18 protein-coding genes are annotated in these 16524 nt (G+C 39.4%); 12 read left to right on the forward strand and 6 right to left on the reverse strand.

The window, feature by feature from the left end:
* The first annotated feature begins 6 nt into the window (after positions 1 to 6).
* Positions 7 to 1284, forward strand: coding sequence for a uroporphyrinogen-III C-methyltransferase (gene cobA / locus MN086_RS01820; protein WP_248576356.1), 1278 nt, complete (start codon positions 7 to 9; stop codon positions 1282 to 1284).
* Between the two features lie 10 nt (positions 1285 to 1294).
* Positions 1295 to 1732: a DUF4395 domain-containing protein gene (locus MN086_RS01825; protein ID WP_248576357.1), complete on the forward strand. Its 438-nt coding sequence runs from the start codon at positions 1295 to 1297 to the stop codon at positions 1730 to 1732.
* Positions 1733 to 1748: 16 nt separating this feature from the next.
* Here the strand turns inward: MN086_RS01825 and MN086_RS01830 are convergent, their stop codons facing one another.
* Positions 1749 to 2384, reverse strand: a complete 636-nt coding sequence (locus tag MN086_RS01830; RefSeq protein WP_248576358.1) for a transposase — start codon at positions 2382 to 2384, stop codon at positions 1749 to 1751.
* 113 nt (positions 2385 to 2497) lie between these two features.
* Between MN086_RS01830 and MN086_RS01835 the strand changes: the two genes are divergently transcribed.
* From MN086_RS01835 to MN086_RS01870, 8 genes are read left to right on the forward strand one after another with little or no spacing between them, the layout of a single operon-like run.
* Positions 2498 to 3136: a hypothetical protein gene (locus MN086_RS01835; RefSeq protein WP_248576359.1), complete on the forward strand. Its 639-nt coding sequence runs from the start codon at positions 2498 to 2500 to the stop codon at positions 3134 to 3136.
* A 10-nt stretch (positions 3137 to 3146) separates the two neighbouring features.
* Positions 3147 to 3932 (forward strand): hydrogenase nickel incorporation protein HypB, encoded by a 786-nt coding sequence (hypB, locus tag MN086_RS01840; protein ID WP_248576360.1) that lies wholly within the window; start codon positions 3147 to 3149, stop codon positions 3930 to 3932.
* 1 nt (position 3933) lies between these two features.
* Positions 3934 to 4224, forward strand: a complete 291-nt coding sequence (locus MN086_RS01845) for a HypC/HybG/HupF family hydrogenase formation chaperone (protein ID WP_248576361.1) — start codon at positions 3934 to 3936, stop codon at positions 4222 to 4224.
* Positions 4224 to 5366, forward strand: coding sequence for a hydrogenase formation protein HypD (gene hypD / locus MN086_RS01850; protein WP_248576362.1), 1143 nt, complete (start codon positions 4224 to 4226; stop codon positions 5364 to 5366). The genes MN086_RS01845 and hypD overlap by 1 nt, the downstream gene beginning before the upstream one ends.
* Positions 5366 to 6358 carry a hydrogenase expression/formation protein HypE gene (gene hypE, locus MN086_RS01855; protein WP_248576363.1) on the forward strand — a complete coding sequence of 331 codons (993 nt, stop codon included), beginning with the start codon at positions 5366 to 5368 and terminating at the stop codon, positions 6356 to 6358. The genes hypD and hypE overlap by 1 nt, the downstream gene beginning before the upstream one ends.
* Positions 6359 to 6366: 8 nt before the next feature.
* Positions 6367 to 8016 carry an enoyl-CoA hydratase-related protein gene (locus MN086_RS01860; protein ID WP_248576364.1) on the forward strand — a complete coding sequence of 550 codons (1650 nt, stop codon included), beginning with the start codon at positions 6367 to 6369 and terminating at the stop codon, positions 8014 to 8016.
* Positions 8009 to 8350, forward strand: coding sequence for a hydrogenase/urease nickel incorporation protein HypA (gene hypA / locus MN086_RS01865; protein WP_248576365.1), 342 nt, complete (start codon positions 8009 to 8011; stop codon positions 8348 to 8350). The genes MN086_RS01860 and hypA overlap by 8 nt, the downstream gene beginning before the upstream one ends.
* Positions 8351 to 8366: 16 nt before the next feature.
* A complete protein-coding gene (locus tag MN086_RS01870; RefSeq protein WP_248576366.1) occupies positions 8367 to 9116 on the forward strand; it encodes a DUF695 domain-containing protein in 750 nt (249 codons plus the stop codon).
* A 2-nt stretch (positions 9117 to 9118) separates the two neighbouring features.
* On the opposite strand, the gene MN086_RS01875 is transcribed toward MN086_RS01870, so the two are convergent.
* The 3 genes from MN086_RS01875 to rpsF form a co-directional block, all read right to left on the reverse strand.
* Complete coding sequence (locus tag MN086_RS01875; RefSeq protein WP_248576367.1) at positions 9119 to 9652, reverse strand: HyaD/HybD family hydrogenase maturation endopeptidase; 534 nt, start codon at positions 9650 to 9652, stop codon at positions 9119 to 9121.
* Between the two features lie 301 nt (positions 9653 to 9953).
* Positions 9954 to 10451 carry a single-stranded DNA-binding protein gene (locus MN086_RS01880; protein ID WP_248576368.1) on the reverse strand — a complete coding sequence of 166 codons (498 nt, stop codon included), beginning with the start codon at positions 10449 to 10451 and terminating at the stop codon, positions 9954 to 9956.
* Between the two features lie 25 nt (positions 10452 to 10476).
* A complete protein-coding gene (gene rpsF, locus MN086_RS01885; RefSeq protein WP_248576369.1) occupies positions 10477 to 10857 on the reverse strand; it encodes a 30S ribosomal protein S6 in 381 nt (126 codons plus the stop codon).
* A gap of 229 nt (positions 10858 to 11086) precedes the next feature.
* Between rpsF and MN086_RS01890 the strand changes: the two genes are divergently transcribed.
* Together MN086_RS01890 and MN086_RS01895 are read left to right on the forward strand one after the other, a co-directional pair.
* A complete protein-coding gene (locus MN086_RS01890) occupies positions 11087 to 11812 on the forward strand; it encodes a Rieske 2Fe-2S domain-containing protein (RefSeq protein WP_248576370.1) in 726 nt (241 codons plus the stop codon).
* Positions 11813 to 12014: 202 nt separating this feature from the next.
* Positions 12015 to 13379 carry an FAD/NAD(P)-binding oxidoreductase gene (locus MN086_RS01895; protein ID WP_248576371.1) on the forward strand — a complete coding sequence of 455 codons (1365 nt, stop codon included), beginning with the start codon at positions 12015 to 12017 and terminating at the stop codon, positions 13377 to 13379.
* A gap of 168 nt (positions 13380 to 13547) precedes the next feature.
* Here the strand turns inward: MN086_RS01895 and holA are convergent, their stop codons facing one another.
* Positions 13548 to 14525: a DNA polymerase III subunit delta gene (gene holA, locus MN086_RS01900; protein ID WP_248576372.1), complete on the reverse strand. Its 978-nt coding sequence runs from the start codon at positions 14523 to 14525 to the stop codon at positions 13548 to 13550.
* Positions 14525 to 16495: a ribonuclease R family protein gene (locus tag MN086_RS01905; protein WP_248576373.1), complete on the reverse strand. Its 1971-nt coding sequence runs from the start codon at positions 16493 to 16495 to the stop codon at positions 14525 to 14527. Before MN086_RS01905 ends, holA begins: the two co-directional genes overlap by 1 nt.
* Positions 16496 to 16524: the final 29 nt, after the last annotated feature.

The raw sequence follows: 16524 nt of genomic DNA on the forward strand, positions 1-16524 counted from the left end.
ATAGAGATGAAAGAGAGACGAACTTTACCCATATTATTGAAAGAACAGCATATTCTTTTGATCGGCGGTGGGAATGTTGCATTACAAAAAGCAGAAGTATTGGCAGAGAACCATATCTCTTTTTCTGTGATATCCAAAGAGGTACATCCCAAGATAAAAATATTGTGTGCTGAGATACAGATCAAAAAGTTCAAAACAAAAGACATTCAAAACGAACTCATCGTGATAGATGCAACTGGAAATGAAAAAGTCACAAAAAAACTTTTGAAATACAAACAGAAACACCCTCTTTTGCTCAACGTGGTGGATCAGCCTAAGGTCTGTGATTTCTACTTTATGGCATTGACAAAAAATGCACCTCTGCAGATCGCAGTGTCAAGTTCCGGTGCAAGTCCAACAGTGGCTAAATATTTCAGAGACAAATGTCAGGCATTTATGCCTGAGGATATGGAAACATTTTTAGAATCGCTGCAGGCACAGAGGAACAAAGGTATTATTGAGATAGATAAAACGCTTGAAAAGATCGAACAAATGACAGCAAAAGCGTATCTGGTAGGATGTGGCCTAGGAGACCCTGAACTGCTTACGATCAAAGCCTATAACATTATCAAAGAGGTGGATGTCGTTCTCTATGACCACCTCATCAGTGATGAGATCATGAATATCGTACCAGAGCATACAAAAAAGGTCTTTGTGGGTAAAGAAAAAGGATTTCATACCAAACCTCAAGAAGAGATCAATAAACTCATACGCAAATATATCAAAAAAGGCTACTCCGTTGCACGACTGAAAAGCGGTGATCCCTTTATCTTTGGCCGTGGTGCCGAAGAGTTGCTCTACCTTTCACAAAAAGGGATCAACACGGAAGTGATACCGGGTATCTCTTCGGCAGTATCAGGACCCCTGATGGGAAATATCCCTGTCACGGCAAGGGATTACAGTAATGCCTTTACCGTAGTCACCGCCCATTTAAAAGGAAATTCCATCAATCTTGACTGGATACCGATGCTGAAAAACAGAGATCATACGGTCATTGTACTGATGGGACTTACACGGATCAAAGAGATCGTACAGCAGGCTAAATCATTAAACATAGAGATAGACACGCCTTGTGCCATCGTCTCCAATGCAAGCCGAAAAGATCAATTTGTCCAGGTGGGCACACTTGCTAATTTGAACATACTTTCTTTGACATCAAAAAGACCAGCGATCATTGTTTTTGGTAATGTTGTGAATTTTTTGAATGAGTTAGAAAAATATGATACAAAAAAATTTAAATCTTAAAGGACCAATCATGTCAAAATCATGTCCTATTTCAGTGCATCGTATTGATGCACATGTTGTCAGACTTACTGCGTTACAAGTTCTTATTGTTGGATTATTACTTTTAATAACAGAAGATATCTTTTTTTCTTTTCTATTACTATTTGATTTTTCAATTCGTAGTTTAAACATTAAACAATTCAGTCCTTTTGCAAATATAGCAAAGATTATCATTACCCGTTTACATATAAAACCTAACTATTGTGATGAAGCACCAAAACGTTTTTCTGTATATTTCGGCTTAGTAATTATTGGTTTTTTGACTCTGTTTTTTTACTCAGGTTATACTGAAATAGCGACTATTTTAGTTGTTACCCTGTTGTGTTGTGCTTTTTTGGAAGCAGCCTTTGATTACTGTGTAGGTTGTAAGGTTTACTGCTATCTTAAACGTATGTTTCCTAATCTATAATAACAAAGCGACTCTTTTAGTCGGAAGTTAGAGAATTGTTTAAATTTATATTATTGAACCTCCACTCAGCTTCCTTCAAATAGAACACAAACTGTTCATCACTTACACCCTTGTACTGTAAGATAAACGTTTCAAAGTAATCCCAAAATTCCGTAATCGCATTTTGTGATTTACTAAGTTTGGCAACTTTGTTGAAGCGTAAGTATTTTAAAAGAAGTTTTTTCTCCTGTTCGTCTTCTGTATCAAAGTCGTAATGTTGAACAGTTGGCATCATGATGTTGTAGACTTTATTTTCATAAGAAAGAGTAAGAAAGTGTTGTAGTTTACTTATGTCCTTATTGGGGTTGAGGCTTTTAGGTAGGTAGAGGTATTCATCATAGTCTGTAACGAGATGGCTGTAGCGTTGGTACTGTTCATCCGCATTTAATGCGATGGTTCTTCTGAAGTTTTCAAAGTATTTTTGTACAGTTGCAAAGTGCATACCTGTTCGTTTACTTGTCTCTCTCACGTTGTGACCTTCCGTAAAAAGTTTAAGTAAGTTTTGCTCTCTGGCTATTTTGCGTGGGCTGAATTTACGTTTGCATTTACCACATTTACGTTGTTTGTTTTTAAGTAAGTAGGTATAGGGGTGTTCACAATAAATACATTTCATATAATAGTATATATTTTAGTCCCTTAAATAGAGTAGAAATCTATTTTTTAATTAATATTTAATAATTAAATACTATTATGGTGAATAGTAATTCATTTTTTGTAGGAGCAGATATGGAATTATCATTATTGGTTATTTTCTGGTACGGTATACTTCATGCTTTTGGACCTGATCATCTTACCGCTATTGCAGACTTTTCCATAGGAAAAAATAAACGTAAAACGCTTTTTATTACATCGCTTTTTGCAGTAGGACATGGGCTTAGTCTATTTGTTTTTGCAAAGATACTCCAACATACACATATCTCTGAAGAGATCTTGGGCTACGGAGATGCCATTTCTGCCTTAGTGATTATTGGTATGGGACTCTATCTTCTTTTTATGGTAGCTTCCAATTGTATCCAATTACGTAAGCATATGCATGATGGTAAAGAACATATACACATTTGGTTTGGTAAATCACATGAACATAATGCTATAGAAAACAGTTCTTCATTTTCTTTAGGTCTCTTGATGGGAGCTGGAGGTGTGAGAGGTATGCTCATTACACTTGGTGTGGTGCAGGGTGGTGTTGTAGATTTGAGCATGGTTGCTCTGTTTACACTTGGTGTCATGCTTGTATTTATAGCATTTGGGATGCTGATGTTGTATATTAACAATAGTTTTTTGGGTAATCTCAAAAATGTAAGAAGAGCATTTGCCACAGCAGGAGTTATTTCGCTGCTTGTTGGAACAAATATATTATTAGGATAAAGGAAAACATATGTGTAAAGATTGTGGATGTAGTATAACAGATAGTGCGATGGCGCATAGTCATGGAGATGAAGAGGGACACGACCATTCCCATCAGCATCAAAAAGCGCATGAGCATTTGCATCATAACCCTCAACTCAATGATGCCAAAACCATCTCGGTCATTCAAAAGATACTGGATAAAAACGACCACGAAGCAGAGCATAATAGGCAACATTTTGACAAAAAAGGTATCTTGGGCATCAATCTGATGAGCAGTCCTGGTAGCGGAAAGACCACACTGTTGGAGCATATGGCAGATGTTGCTGATTTCAAATTTGGTGTGGTTGAGGGTGATCTGGAAACCAATAGAGATGCGGACAGGCTTAAGGAAAAAGGCATTCCTGCCATGCAGATACAGACAGGTTCAGCCTGCCACCTGGATGCTTTTATGGTACACAAAGGCTTGCATGATATGCCACTGAATGAGTTAGATGTCTGTTTTGTTGAAAATGTAGGAAACCTGGTCTGTCCTGCCTCTTATGATGTGGGTACACATTTAAATATTGTCCTTGTCTCTGTACCTGAAGGTGAAGATAAAATAGCCAAATATCCTGTGATGTTCCGTCAGGCTGATCTTGTCCTTATCACAAAAACGGACCTACTGCCATACTTCAACTATGACATAGAAAATGAAAAAGCAGAAGCCAGACGCATCAAACCCAATGTGGATATACTGGAAGTCAATATCAACGATAAAGAGTCTATACAATCTGTTGTAGAGTGGATTAATTTCAAACGAAAGATGAGAGGTTAATATGTGTTTATCGATACCAAGTAAAGTAGTGAGGGTCGCTGAAGACCAAACGATGTGTACTGTAGACACGATGGGTGTACAGCGCGATGCGAACCTAATGATGATGGCAGATGATGAGGTGAAAGTGGGAGATTATGTCTTACTTCATATTGGTTTTGTGATGAATAAGATAGATGAAGATGAAGCATTGGCTTCGATAGAAACCTACAGGGAGATACTCGAACTTATGGATGAAGATGAGAGGAAGCAGGCTATTTTGGAAGATGATGAATGTCCCAGAAGGGGTCTATAATGCCATTAGAACTTAAAAACCTTTATGACAATTTTCGTGATGGGGAAACGATAAAAGCCTACGCTAAAATGATCGCAGAAGATGCAGCAAAGCTGGACAGAACTATTAATATTATGGAAGTGTGTGGCGGACATACACATACCATCATGAAGTTTGGTCTGCCACAATTGATGCCTAAAAATATCAACTTCATACATGGACCAGGCTGTCCTGTTTGTATCATGCCTAAAGAGCGTGTAGACCATGCCTATGTTCTGGCTATGCAGGAAGATGTGATTCTGGTTACTCTGGGAGACATGATCAAAGTACCAGGAAGCAATGGTTCACTTCAAGATGCCAGAAGTAAAGGTGCTGATGTACGTTTTGTCTATTCCCCTATGGAATGTTTGAAAATTGCTGAAGAGAATCCAGATAAAAAAGTTATCTTTTTTGCGATAGGATTTGAAACCACGACACCTATGACAGCTGTTCTTATAGACCAGACCATTAAACAAAATGTACCTAACCTCTTTTTTCATATTAACCATGTGACTGTACCTGAAGTGATGCAAGAACTCATTGACAGCCGGGATGAACATGTTGACAGCTATAACAACAAGATAGATGCATTCCTTGGCCCAAGCCATGTGAGCGTGATTTCTGGGAGTAGAATCTATGAGCCTTTCCCTGTAGATTACAAACGTCCAGTTGTGGTCTCTGGTTTTGAACCTGTGGATGTGATGCAGGGTATCAGTATGATCGTCAAACAGTTTGTAGAAAACCGTTGCGAGCTGGAGATACAATACACCAGAGTGGTTACAGAAGAAGGTAACCTAAATGCCCAGGCATTGATAGAAAAGTACTTTGAGAAAGTTGATCTGTTTAAATGGCGAGGTCTTGGTAATGTACCACGAAGTGGACTTAAACTCAGAGATGAATATGCACATTTGGATGCGGAAGTCATCTATAAAGATGTCTTGCCTATCGCAGAGATCGAAGACCATAAACTGTGTATTTGTGGCGATATACTAAGAGGGATGGCTAAACCGCCTGAATGTACTATCTTTGGTACAGCATGTAAACCTACATCACCACTTGGAAGCTGTATGGTTAGCTCTGAAGGTGCATGTGCAGCATACTATAAATACGGGAATCTATTATAATGAATAAAACAATCACAATAGCCCATGGAAATGGGGGAGAAGAGAACAATGAACTTATTTCTAAAATTTTTTATAAACATTTTGCAAATGACACTTTGTCGAAGAGTGAAGATGCAGCAGTTATAGAAGAAGGCAAACTTGCATTTACTACTGACAGTTATACCGTCAGCCCTCTTTTTTTCCCTGGAGGAGACATCGGTAAATTAGCAGTTTGTGGTACCTGTAATGATTTGGCAATGATGGGCGCAAAACCTAAATATCTAACCTGTTCTGTGATCATTGAAGAAGGGTTCTCTACACGTGAGTTAGAGAAAATCGTACGAAGTATGAAACAAGAGTTGGATATCAATGGAGCTATGGTTGTGAGTGGTGATACCAAAGTGGTACCAAGAGGAAGTATAGATAAACTCTTTATCAACACTACAGGCATTGGGGTCATAGAGCAAAAAGGTATCACTGCCAGCGGTTTAACAGAAGGTATGAGTATCTTGGTGAGTCGTGATGTAGGAACACATGGTGCAACGATTTTTGCTGCTCGAGAGGGTATTGCCCTAGATAGTAGTATTCAAACAGATTGTGCATCATTGTATCCTCAGATCAAAGCACTGATAGATGCTGAAATATGTATCATAGCTTTACGTGATGCAACACGTGGAGGTGTAGCTGCAGTGCTCAATGAATGGGCAAAAAGTTCCAAGGTCTGTATAGAAGTCGAGGAAGATAAGATCCCTGTACAAGAGGAGGTCAAAGGTATTTGTGAACTCTTGGGGTTTGAAGCAGTGAATCTTGCCAATGAAGGCACTTTTGTTTTGGCAGTCGCTAAAGAGGATGAAAGCAGAGCCTTAGAGGTCTTACAGAAGACACATGAAACATCGGCATGCATAGGTACCGTAACGCTACTACATAAAGAGAAGGTCATCATTAACACTTCATGGGGTACCAAACGATTTTTAGATCTGCCTACGGGTGAACTTTTACCTCGGATTTGTTAAGAGTTTTCATGAAAATACTTCTACTCTGTACAGCCTTTAACTCTCAAACCCAAGCAGTTTATACATGGCTTCAAGACAGAGGGTATCAGGTCATAGTCTCTTATGCCATCTCTGATGTACAAATGCTCGAAGAGATAGAAAGTGTTTCTCCTGACCTTATATTATGTCCTTTTCTAAAACGTTATCTTCCTGAAAGTATTTATGCTCATACTCCTACGTATATTTTTCATCCTGGACCCTTAGGTGACAGAGGGCCCAATGCTTTGGAATATGCCCTTCAAAGTCATACTAAGACGTGGGGGCTGGTCATTCTTCGAGCGAATGCTCTTTATGATGGTGGTGATATTTATGCCCAAGAAGACTTTAAGGTACGAGATACTTATAAGGCTTCTCTCTACCGTCAAGAGATAGTACAAGCCTCTTTGCAAGCAATGGGGCAGTTTTTTAAAAAGCTTAAGAACAATGAAGGAATCCCACAACTTCTTAACCCTATACATGCACAATTTACACAGGCTAAAAGGGCTATAGACTGGTCCATAGACAGTACTGATACGATTATAGAAAAAATATATCTTTCAGACAGTCTGCCTGGTGTTTTGGATGAACTTTTTGGTATTCCTTGTTACCTTTACGGAGCACACAAAGAAGATAACTTTAGAGGGAAACCAAAAGAAATATTAGCCAAACGTAATGGTGCTATCTGTTTAGGTACAAGAGATGGTGCAGTGTGGATAAGTCATCTTAAAAAAGTAGGCAGTTTTAAACTTCCTGCCACCTATGTACTGAAAGACAAACTGGAAGGTATAAAAGAAGAGCGCTTACCTCTCATCTTCGATAAAAGCTATAACACTTTTTATGAGATATCTGTAGATAAGAGGGATTCAGTGGCTTACCTCTATTTCAACTTTCATAATGGTGCTATGAGTGCGGAACAATGTATCAGACTCAAATATGCAGTGGAATATTTGAAAACTGAGTGTGAAGTGCTGGTACTTATGGGTGGAATGGATTTCTTTTCTAATGGCATACACCTAAACATTTTAGAAGACAGTCAAAAGCCGGGTGAAGATGGTTGGAGTAACATTAATGCGATGAATGATCTGGTACACTCCATACTCTACGCAGATGAGATCGTTACTGTGGCTTCATTTGGCCGTAATGCTGGTGCAGGTGGTGTGTTTATGGGCTTGGCATGTGACTATGTGGTGGCCAAAGAAGGGGTTGTTCTAAACCCACACTATAAAACACTTGGGCTCAGTGGAAGCGAATACCATACCTATAGTTTGCCCAAACGTGTAGGAGAAGAGATAGCAGAAGAGTTATTGGAAATTTGTTTACCTATATCTTCTGTAAAAGCCAAAGCATTAGGTATGGTTGATGAAGTCTATGCAGATAAAAACTACTATGAAGATTTACATCAATTTGCAAAAACACTTTATGATGATGATTTTATTTGGTCCAAGCAAGAGTATTTGGAAAAAAATGGGTCTAAGATAGAAGCTCTTAAAGAGAAAGAACTTGAAGTGATGCATCCTGAGTTTTGGGAGCATGAAAGTGCTTTCCATACATTGCGTCAAGAATTTGTTTACAAAATTTGTCCAAGGGAGACACCAGCAAGATTGAAAGTAAAATCAACAAAGGAAAAAGTATATGCATGAATATAGTGTAGTACAAGCACTTTTAAACCAGTGTGAAGAGGTAGCAGAACAAAATAATGCTACGAAAGTTACAAAAGTCATTACTAAGATAGGTATTATGAGTGGGATAGAGACACATCTTTTGCAAACTGCATTTGATACTTTTAAAGAGGGAACCATATGTAATGAAGCAGAGTTTGTCATCAAACTTCAGAAGTTAAAACTTCAATGTAAAGATTGTAACGTTGAGTTTGAGGTAGATGAAATAAGGTACTACTGTGTGGAGTGTGAAAGTTTGAACGTAAAAGTACTTGATGGGGAAGATATGTACCTCATGAGTTTAGAGATGAATTAAAAGAAAGGAAATTTAAATGCAAGAATATTGGGAATTATATATGAAAAACTTAGAAGGGAAACCTGCCTCCATACAATTCAATGCGGGCATTTCTATGGACATTGAGGAGATTCAGTACACCTATCCTACAGTGGCATTTGTAAAAGCTAAACTCAAAGAGCCAAATGAACGTGGTTTACTTAGTGAGATTGAAGAACCTGAAATATTATTTATGGAAGATAAATTAGAGGCAGCACTTATCAAGTTTCGTATTGGGAAATATGTAGGTCGTATCATCTCAGATGGTTATGTTACATTTTTGTATTATGTACAGTTTACTTATAATTGGCCTGACTTCATAGAATTTGCACTTGATGAGCATACAAGCTATGAAATAACCACTGGACATGAAGAAGACAGTAACTGGAATTACTACCATAAATTACTATACCCTACAGCCAAAGAATGGCAACTTATACAAAACCATAAAGCATGTGATAGCCTTAAAAATTCTGATGATAATCTACATTTAGCACGGGCTATAGAGCATAAACTATATTTTCAAAGTGAAGACAAAAGAGATGCCCTTATTAAAAAGCTCACAGAACAAGAATTTAAGATAAAAGATGAATTAACAAATGAAGAAGGAGTAAAGGGTTTAAGCTTTTATCGTATTGATAAACCTTTTTACCATGATATAGATGCACTCACATTATCTCTCATAGATATGCTAGAAGAGTATGGTGCACAATATGATGGATGGGAAACTAGTGTAGTTAAAAGCTGAATCTAAATCATAATACCAGATGGGTCTTTTGCTTTGTTAATTATCTCTTCTAGTGTTACGACAGTCTCTTTTTTAATATGGTTGATTCCATGTTTTTCAAGGTACTGTAAAGCCACGTCAATATAACTCTCAAAAGCTTCTGTAATCGTCTTACTCAAAGCAATATCAAATGTAACCTCAAAGGGGATGATTCCTAGTACCATAGTTTGAGGCACTGGCTTACCCTGAAGCTCTAACATATCCAAACATTGCAATACCCCTATCTCATGAGCACCACCACTGTTGAGCCCATGTCCACTAAGTTCTTCTGAAGGTATAGCATAAATAGAAGAAGGATCATCATTGAGATCAATACTATCCAAGATAAGTATATGATCGTTTTCCATAAAAACATTCAATAAATGAATACCTTCTACACCACCATTAATAATTTGTATCTCTTTTGAAAATATATAATTTTCATTCAAATAAGAAGCTGCATAAACACCTAAGCCATCATCTTTTTGTAGTACGTTTCCTATACCAAGTATTACCATGATTATCCATTCATTTTTATTGTTAGATTATAGCTTATTCGTAAGAAAAGTTCGACATTTTATTCATATTTTTTACATGTGAGTGGAGTATATACTTGTCTATAAATAGTATCATGTCAAATACTACGATGACCTAAAAATTAGATAAAAACTAATTTAAGCAATACTCCATCATTATTAGAATCTCATACGGAAGATTGCAATGGAAATGGAAAGGAGTAAAAAAAAGTGTAAATAGCATATATTCCCCCTTAATAGAAGAGATTTAATATAGTTATTTACATTATGTAGTTGTTATTGATTAAAACGGTATTTCATCTTCATTGATGTCAATTTCTGGAATGTTTGACGTAGGTTGCGGTGCAGATTTCGGAGCAGACGGTGCAGGTTGGTTATAGCTGTTATTTGATGGCGCATCATACTCTGATGACCCGCCTTGACCATATCCGTTATCACCCATAGGTGCTGCTTCGTCTTTTCCTCCTAGCATTTGAAGGTTCTCTACTGTGACTGAGTGCCTACTTCTCTTGCTTCCATCTTGCGCTGTCCACTGATCTAGTTTCAATCTTCCATCTACTAAAACTTTGCTACCTTTACGTAAGTACTGATTTGCAATTTCAGCCGTTCTACCAAAAAAAGTAAGGTCGATGAAGAGAACTTCCTCTTTTTGTTCACCAGTTGCAGATTTGAATTTACGCGAAGTTGCAATGGCTGTATTACCGATGGCACTTCCACTTTGCGTATATTTAATCTCAATATCTCTAGTGAGGTTTCCGGCTAAAATTACTTTGTTGTACATAAGGTGGCTCCTAATCTATGGTTGATTATGCTTCTGTTGCTTCTGCTTCAGGTGCTTTTGTCTCTGTCGTACCTTTGTTTGCTTCTGCTACAAGTTTGTCAAACTGTGCGATCTCTTTGTTTTTAGTGTATTTCACAGTTAAAAACTTAATGATATCTTCATTGATCTTAAGGTTTCTCTCAAGCTCTTGAATCGTTGCACCTTCTGCTTTATAGAAAAGAACAGTGTAGTACCCTCTGTTATGTTTTTCTACCTGGTATGCAAGTTTTCTCATACCCATGTCATTTGTAGCAACTAGCTCGGCACCTTCTTTAGCAAGAACATCTTTTACTTTTGCAATTTGTGCTGCAATCTCTTCTTCTGTAAGTGTAGGTTTAATTACAAACAGTGTTTCATAACAAGTCATATTGTTTCCTTTTGGTTTAATAGCCCATGTATACAGCTGTAAACAAACATGTCAATGTACGTATAGCTGTCCAAAAATGAGCAAGAATTTTGGAAGCGATATTCTACTATATTATTTCTTAGCTGTACATTAGAGATAGATCTACCTCTTTTTGCAGTGCTAAACTTAAAATTAATAAGTTTTTTTGTATGATATGATAAAGTTAATTTATTATAGGGGTATGCATTATATGGAAAGAAGAAATTTTTTACGGTTATCGGCTACGTCAGCTATGGCAGTGGCCATTGCTCCATCATTGATCACTCAAAGACTTTATGCCGAAGATGGAAGTCTGTTTCAATCTTTTGAAAAAGTACAGCTCAAAGACGCTGAAGGAAATCCTGTCAAAGCTTCTGCGTTAGCGGTTGAGGAGAATTATGTATTCAATTATCCATATGTGGGTACACCGGCTATCATGGTCAATCTTACTTCACCCGCAGAAAAAGATATTGAACTCACAGCAGAAGACGGTACGAAATATATCTATAGAGGAGGCGCAGGTGCCAAGGGTACGATCGTTGCCTATTCTGCTATCTGTCCCCATCAGTTGACACATCCACAGCCTGAGATGAGTATGTTCCATTATATAGATGAAAAAGGTACGACAAAAGCTTACAAGGGCGGCTCATTTGTATGTATGTCTCATCTGTCTAGATTTGAACCTAAACAGGGTGGAAAAGTCGTAGGCGGACCGGCTATGCAAGGTTTGGCCTCTATTATTTTGGAAGTGGATACAGAAGATAATATCTGGGCGGTTGCCGTATTGGGTCCGGTAAAGTTCCAGGATTACTTTGATGCCTTTAAAGATGAGTTTAAAAAGTTCTATGGGAACAGAAGAAAAGCGAAAAAACTGATTAAAGAAGAGGCAAAAGTACAGACACTTAAAAACTTCTCTGCCGATATCATTCGCCTATAAAAGCAACTTATAAGATATGATGATACACCACATCAAATCTTATAGGTATGCGACCCAAATCTGAATGTATCTTCTTGTTCTACCTTCAAAAATATTCATTACTATCTTCAAAATAGTTGATTCAAAGAAAACTTTTGTCATAATAGAATCACTTTATATTATGTAAAGTGATTAACAATTTACCATTTTAGGAGGAGACATTATGGCAATGAATAGGAGAGATACATTTAAACTTGTCGGTGTTGCTGCAGCGGCTGCTGCAATGCCGAGTATTGCGACAGCAAGTGAGAAAAAATCAGCCCCAAAAAAGACAAGTGGCAAATCAGTTGTAGTTGTAGGTGGTGGTTTTGGTGGTTTGACCATAGCTAAAGCACTAAGAAAAAAAGATAAAAGCATTGAAGTAACAGTGATCGAGAAAAACAATATCTTCATGGCTTGTCCGTTTTCCAACACACTGCTTGGCGGCCTTGATGGTGTCAGTTTGGACACTTTTGTAGGTGACTATTTTCAGCCGGCCGGAAAGTATGATTATGATTTTGTACATGCGACAGTCACGGCTATCGACAGAAAAGCTAAGACGGTGACCACCACGGCCGGAGATATCGCTTATGATATTCTTGTCCTTTCTCCTGGTATCGCTTATGATTATGAAAAACAATTCCCCACATGGTCAGCAGAAAAAATCGCAGAAGTATCACAAGCTTGTCCTGCTGCCTTGATGCCAGGGAATGAACACATCGCACTCAAACGGCAACTTGAAAATATGGATGACGGTAACGTGATCATCATACCGCCGGCAGCAGGAAAATACAGATGTCCTCCGGCACCTTATGAGAGAACAGCTATGGTAGCGAACTATGTAAAGAATGAAGGTATCGAAGGAAAAGTGATCGTCTTGGATACAAGAAACGGTAAATTTGCTAAAGGAGCAGCATTTCAAGAATCATGGAAAGATCTCTTCCCTGATATCATTGAGTATAACGGCTTGACCGAGATCGTGGATATCGATACTGAGAAAAAAACTATTGCATATAAAGTGTTTCAAGATGAAGCGGACACTGAAGGTGCATTAAAGACAGAGAAGTATGAAGTGTGTAACTTGATACCTATCAACAAGTGTTCACCTGTTGTTGCTATGGCCGGTATTGAAGTGGATGGCGCAGGGTATGCCATGATGGATGGGTACAGCTTCAGATCTAAGACAGATTCAAATATTTACGTCATCGGGGATGCGGTGACGCATGCAATCCCGCCAAGTGGACAAACAGCGATCTGGGCAGCACATAGGGCTGCAGGACAGATCACTGATCAATTGAATGCCAAAGAAAATGATCCTAAAGCAGGTCTTCCGGCTAAAGCGGCAAATGTATGTTACTCCATGGTGGGAAGTAAACCGGAAGAGGCGATCATGGTGACACATACGTTCTCTGCAGATCCAAGCGGTAAACTTAAAGGGAAAGGACATGTACCTAAGCCAAAAGACGGTGGCGGTAAATTCAGATCCAAAGGTACGGCAAAAGCCACGAGAGAGTGGTTTGGCGGAGTCATGAGAGAACTCTTCTCATAGTTGTCGATCTTTTCGATATTTTGCACTCATCTTTGGAAGATGGGTGCGGTCACTTACCTACGTAAGCTCTCTTACCCAAACTTCCAAAGCTAAGTACAAATTATCAAAAATCTTCGACAACTATTATCTATTGAACCTATGACACTTTTTTAAAATAAAAATTATGTTTTACAGATATCCCTGCAGCTTGATCAGCATACTGTAGACCAATACATCTCTTTGCGTAGCAGGTGCTTTTTTGATGAGTATCTCACTCTCCAGTAAATGTTCAAATATCTTAAGCAGGGCAGCTGATTTTACACGTAAGGCCAACTGTGCTTTTTGCTCTTCTATCTGTTTGGGGAGTTTGTATCCCAGTATCGCGGCTGAATCTACATGGCCATGGAGTTTGATATAGGCATGAAAGAGGAAGATCTGGTTGACAAAATATTGTGTGGAGCGAAGTAGTGATGCTTCATCTTCTCCCAGATCCAGAAGTTTGGTAATGGTTGCAGTGATAGGCTTTTTGTTAAAAAGGTCTATGAGCAGCTGTTCTGTTGCCAGAGGCGCGGTTGAGTAGACAAGTCTGTCGATGTCTTTACTTGTCACTTTCATACCTAGAATGGCAAGTTTCTCCAGCTCATTGGCGCAGAGTGCCAGGTTGTTATTGAGCAGGAGCATAAGATGCTGCAGAGCATAGTGGTCTATGTCAAGATGTATCTGCTGTGCTTTTTGCTGCAGCATCGCGATACCTTCACGTATGTTCGGTTCGAAAAACCGTACCCATACCCCGCCTTTTTTCTCACTGAAGGCTGCCTGCATACTCTTTGCATCTTTGGGGGCACCGGCATAGGCGTAAAGGAAGTAGTTATCATCACTTTTATTGGCAAGTTCTATGAGGATATCGAGTTCTTTTTTGGGTATCTTTTTCTCGTGTTTGACCACGACTAGATTCGTACCGCCAAACAGGGAGGTTTGGGAGAGAAAATTCTTAGCCTGTTCAAAGTCCCATTCGTCGTGGTAGAGCGTAAGCATACTCTCTTTTGCATTGGTCTTTTGGATATAGGTATCGATATAATGCTCTACGAGGTAGTCGTTTTCACCATAGAACAAGACGGCTTTGGGAAAAGCCTGCTTGAGTTTCTGGTCAAATTCTCTTTGGTACATCAGGCTAACTCCATAGCGTCTTTACTCAATTTTTCAACAAATTCGACCATGATGATGGCTTGCGGGATATTGACTTCATTGATCTTGACTTTTATTTTATCAAAAAGCATCACATTGTCACCCCTGAGATGCACTGTGACCCCTTTTATCTCGCCTAAGAGCACTGCTTTGGCACTCTCTTCTACTTCAACGACTTCCGCTTCGAAGACCTCACCTAAGCGTGTGGCTGCCCAGCGTGCAAATTTACGGTCCCTGAAGTCCCATTCTGCTTTGGTCGCATCCCTTTCAAGTTCACTGACTCTTGCACAGAGGGGTTCAATGTTCCTTAATAGATACCCTGCCTCTTCGGGTTCATCACGAAGCTGTGTTTTGATAAGACGGTGGAGGATGAGGTCGGCATATCTACGTATGGGTGAGGTAAAGTGGCTGTAGTGGCTAAAGCCCAGTCCAAAGTGTCCTACATTTTGCGCTGCGTAGCTTGCACGCCGTAACGATTTGATAACCATCGCATCCACTTCCGAGGCGAGGTTCATTTTTGCGGCTTCTTTCTGTATGGCACGTATAAGAGAAGGGGCATCTTCATACTCTTCTACATAGAGACCGATGGCGGCAAGTTCCGTCAGTAACGCTTCCATCTTGACAAGTTGCGGCGGTTCATGGATACGGAAGATACTGTCACCCTCTCCGGTAAAGCGTTTTGCAGCAGCCTGGTTGGCTAAAAGCATACACTCTTCTATGAGAGAGTGTGACGGCGTGCCTGTTTCTATCTCTGTACTGACCAATAAATGCGCTGCATCGATGGTGAGTTTTGTCTCTTCGGATCTAAAATCAAAGCCGTGTTTGAGCCGTTCGTTACGCAACCTGACAGTGATCTTCTGTAAAGGAAGCAGCCAGGTTAATATTTGGGCTACCGTATCTGTAACACCCTCTGTTCCATTTTCCAATATATCATCGATATTGTCATAATTAAAACGGTGTTTTGAGTGGATGATCGCTTCAAAGAACTCTTCTTCTAACGGTTTGAGTGTGGTCCTGTCCAGTGTGATCTTCGATACAAAGGCAAGTCTGTCGACCTTTGGTTTGAGTGAACAGATATTCTCACTGAGTTCACGAGGGAGCATAGGAAAAGATTTGTGCGGCAGATAGGTAGTGAAACCTCTTTTTTTTGCCTCTTTGTCGATGTAGGTAAAGAAAGGCACATAGTGGCTGACATCAGCAATGGCAACATAGAGGGTATAGGTTTCCATATCAAAATAGATGGCATCATCAAAATCTTTTGCCGTTACTGGGTCGATCGTACAGAAATCAAGATGGGTAAGATCCACACGGTCAGGATGTTCCTCTTTGGTGACTTCTACTTCAACCTTGAGTGCATCTGTGACACACTCCGGCGGGAATTCATCTTCACGTTCATAAAGAGCCAGTGAGATCTTCTCATCGACCATAGGGTCATCCAGGGTTCCCACCACATCAAGCACCTTATCTGTATCGACATCTATTTTCAGTACTGTTCCCAGTTTGAACGCTTTGAGGTCCATCCCTTCCATGACAGCATGGGTAGGTAATCCTGTACGGATGTCAAGTATAAGGAAATTGTCTGATTCATCTCTGTGTGTATAGGCGATCGTAAAGAGATGGGCTTTTTCTATAATAAGCTGTACTTTACCGCTGGCACGTCCGCGTCTGGCGATGATACGCTTGGCAACGACCGTATCTCCATGCTTTGCACCCCAAAGGTCATCAGGTTCTATGAGCAGGTCTCTTTGTTCCTTGAACTCTGCTTCCACATACCCTTTACCGTCGTTACCTATATAGAGCCTTCCCACACGATAGATAGACTTCAGTTTCCAAAGACCATCCACCTCTTCTACGGCACCCAGTTGCTGGAGTGCCTGAAAACTGTTCTGGTCTTCTTGTTCGATATCTGAAATAAGACATCCGTTGATAAGTTGTATGGCAAATGGGGACATGGTCAGAAACTCTCTTCATTGGTTTGTAC

This window comes from Sulfurovum sp. XGS-02 (assembly GCF_023213175.1).
Classification (GTDB): Bacteria; Campylobacterota; Campylobacteria; order Campylobacterales; family Sulfurovaceae; genus Sulfurovum.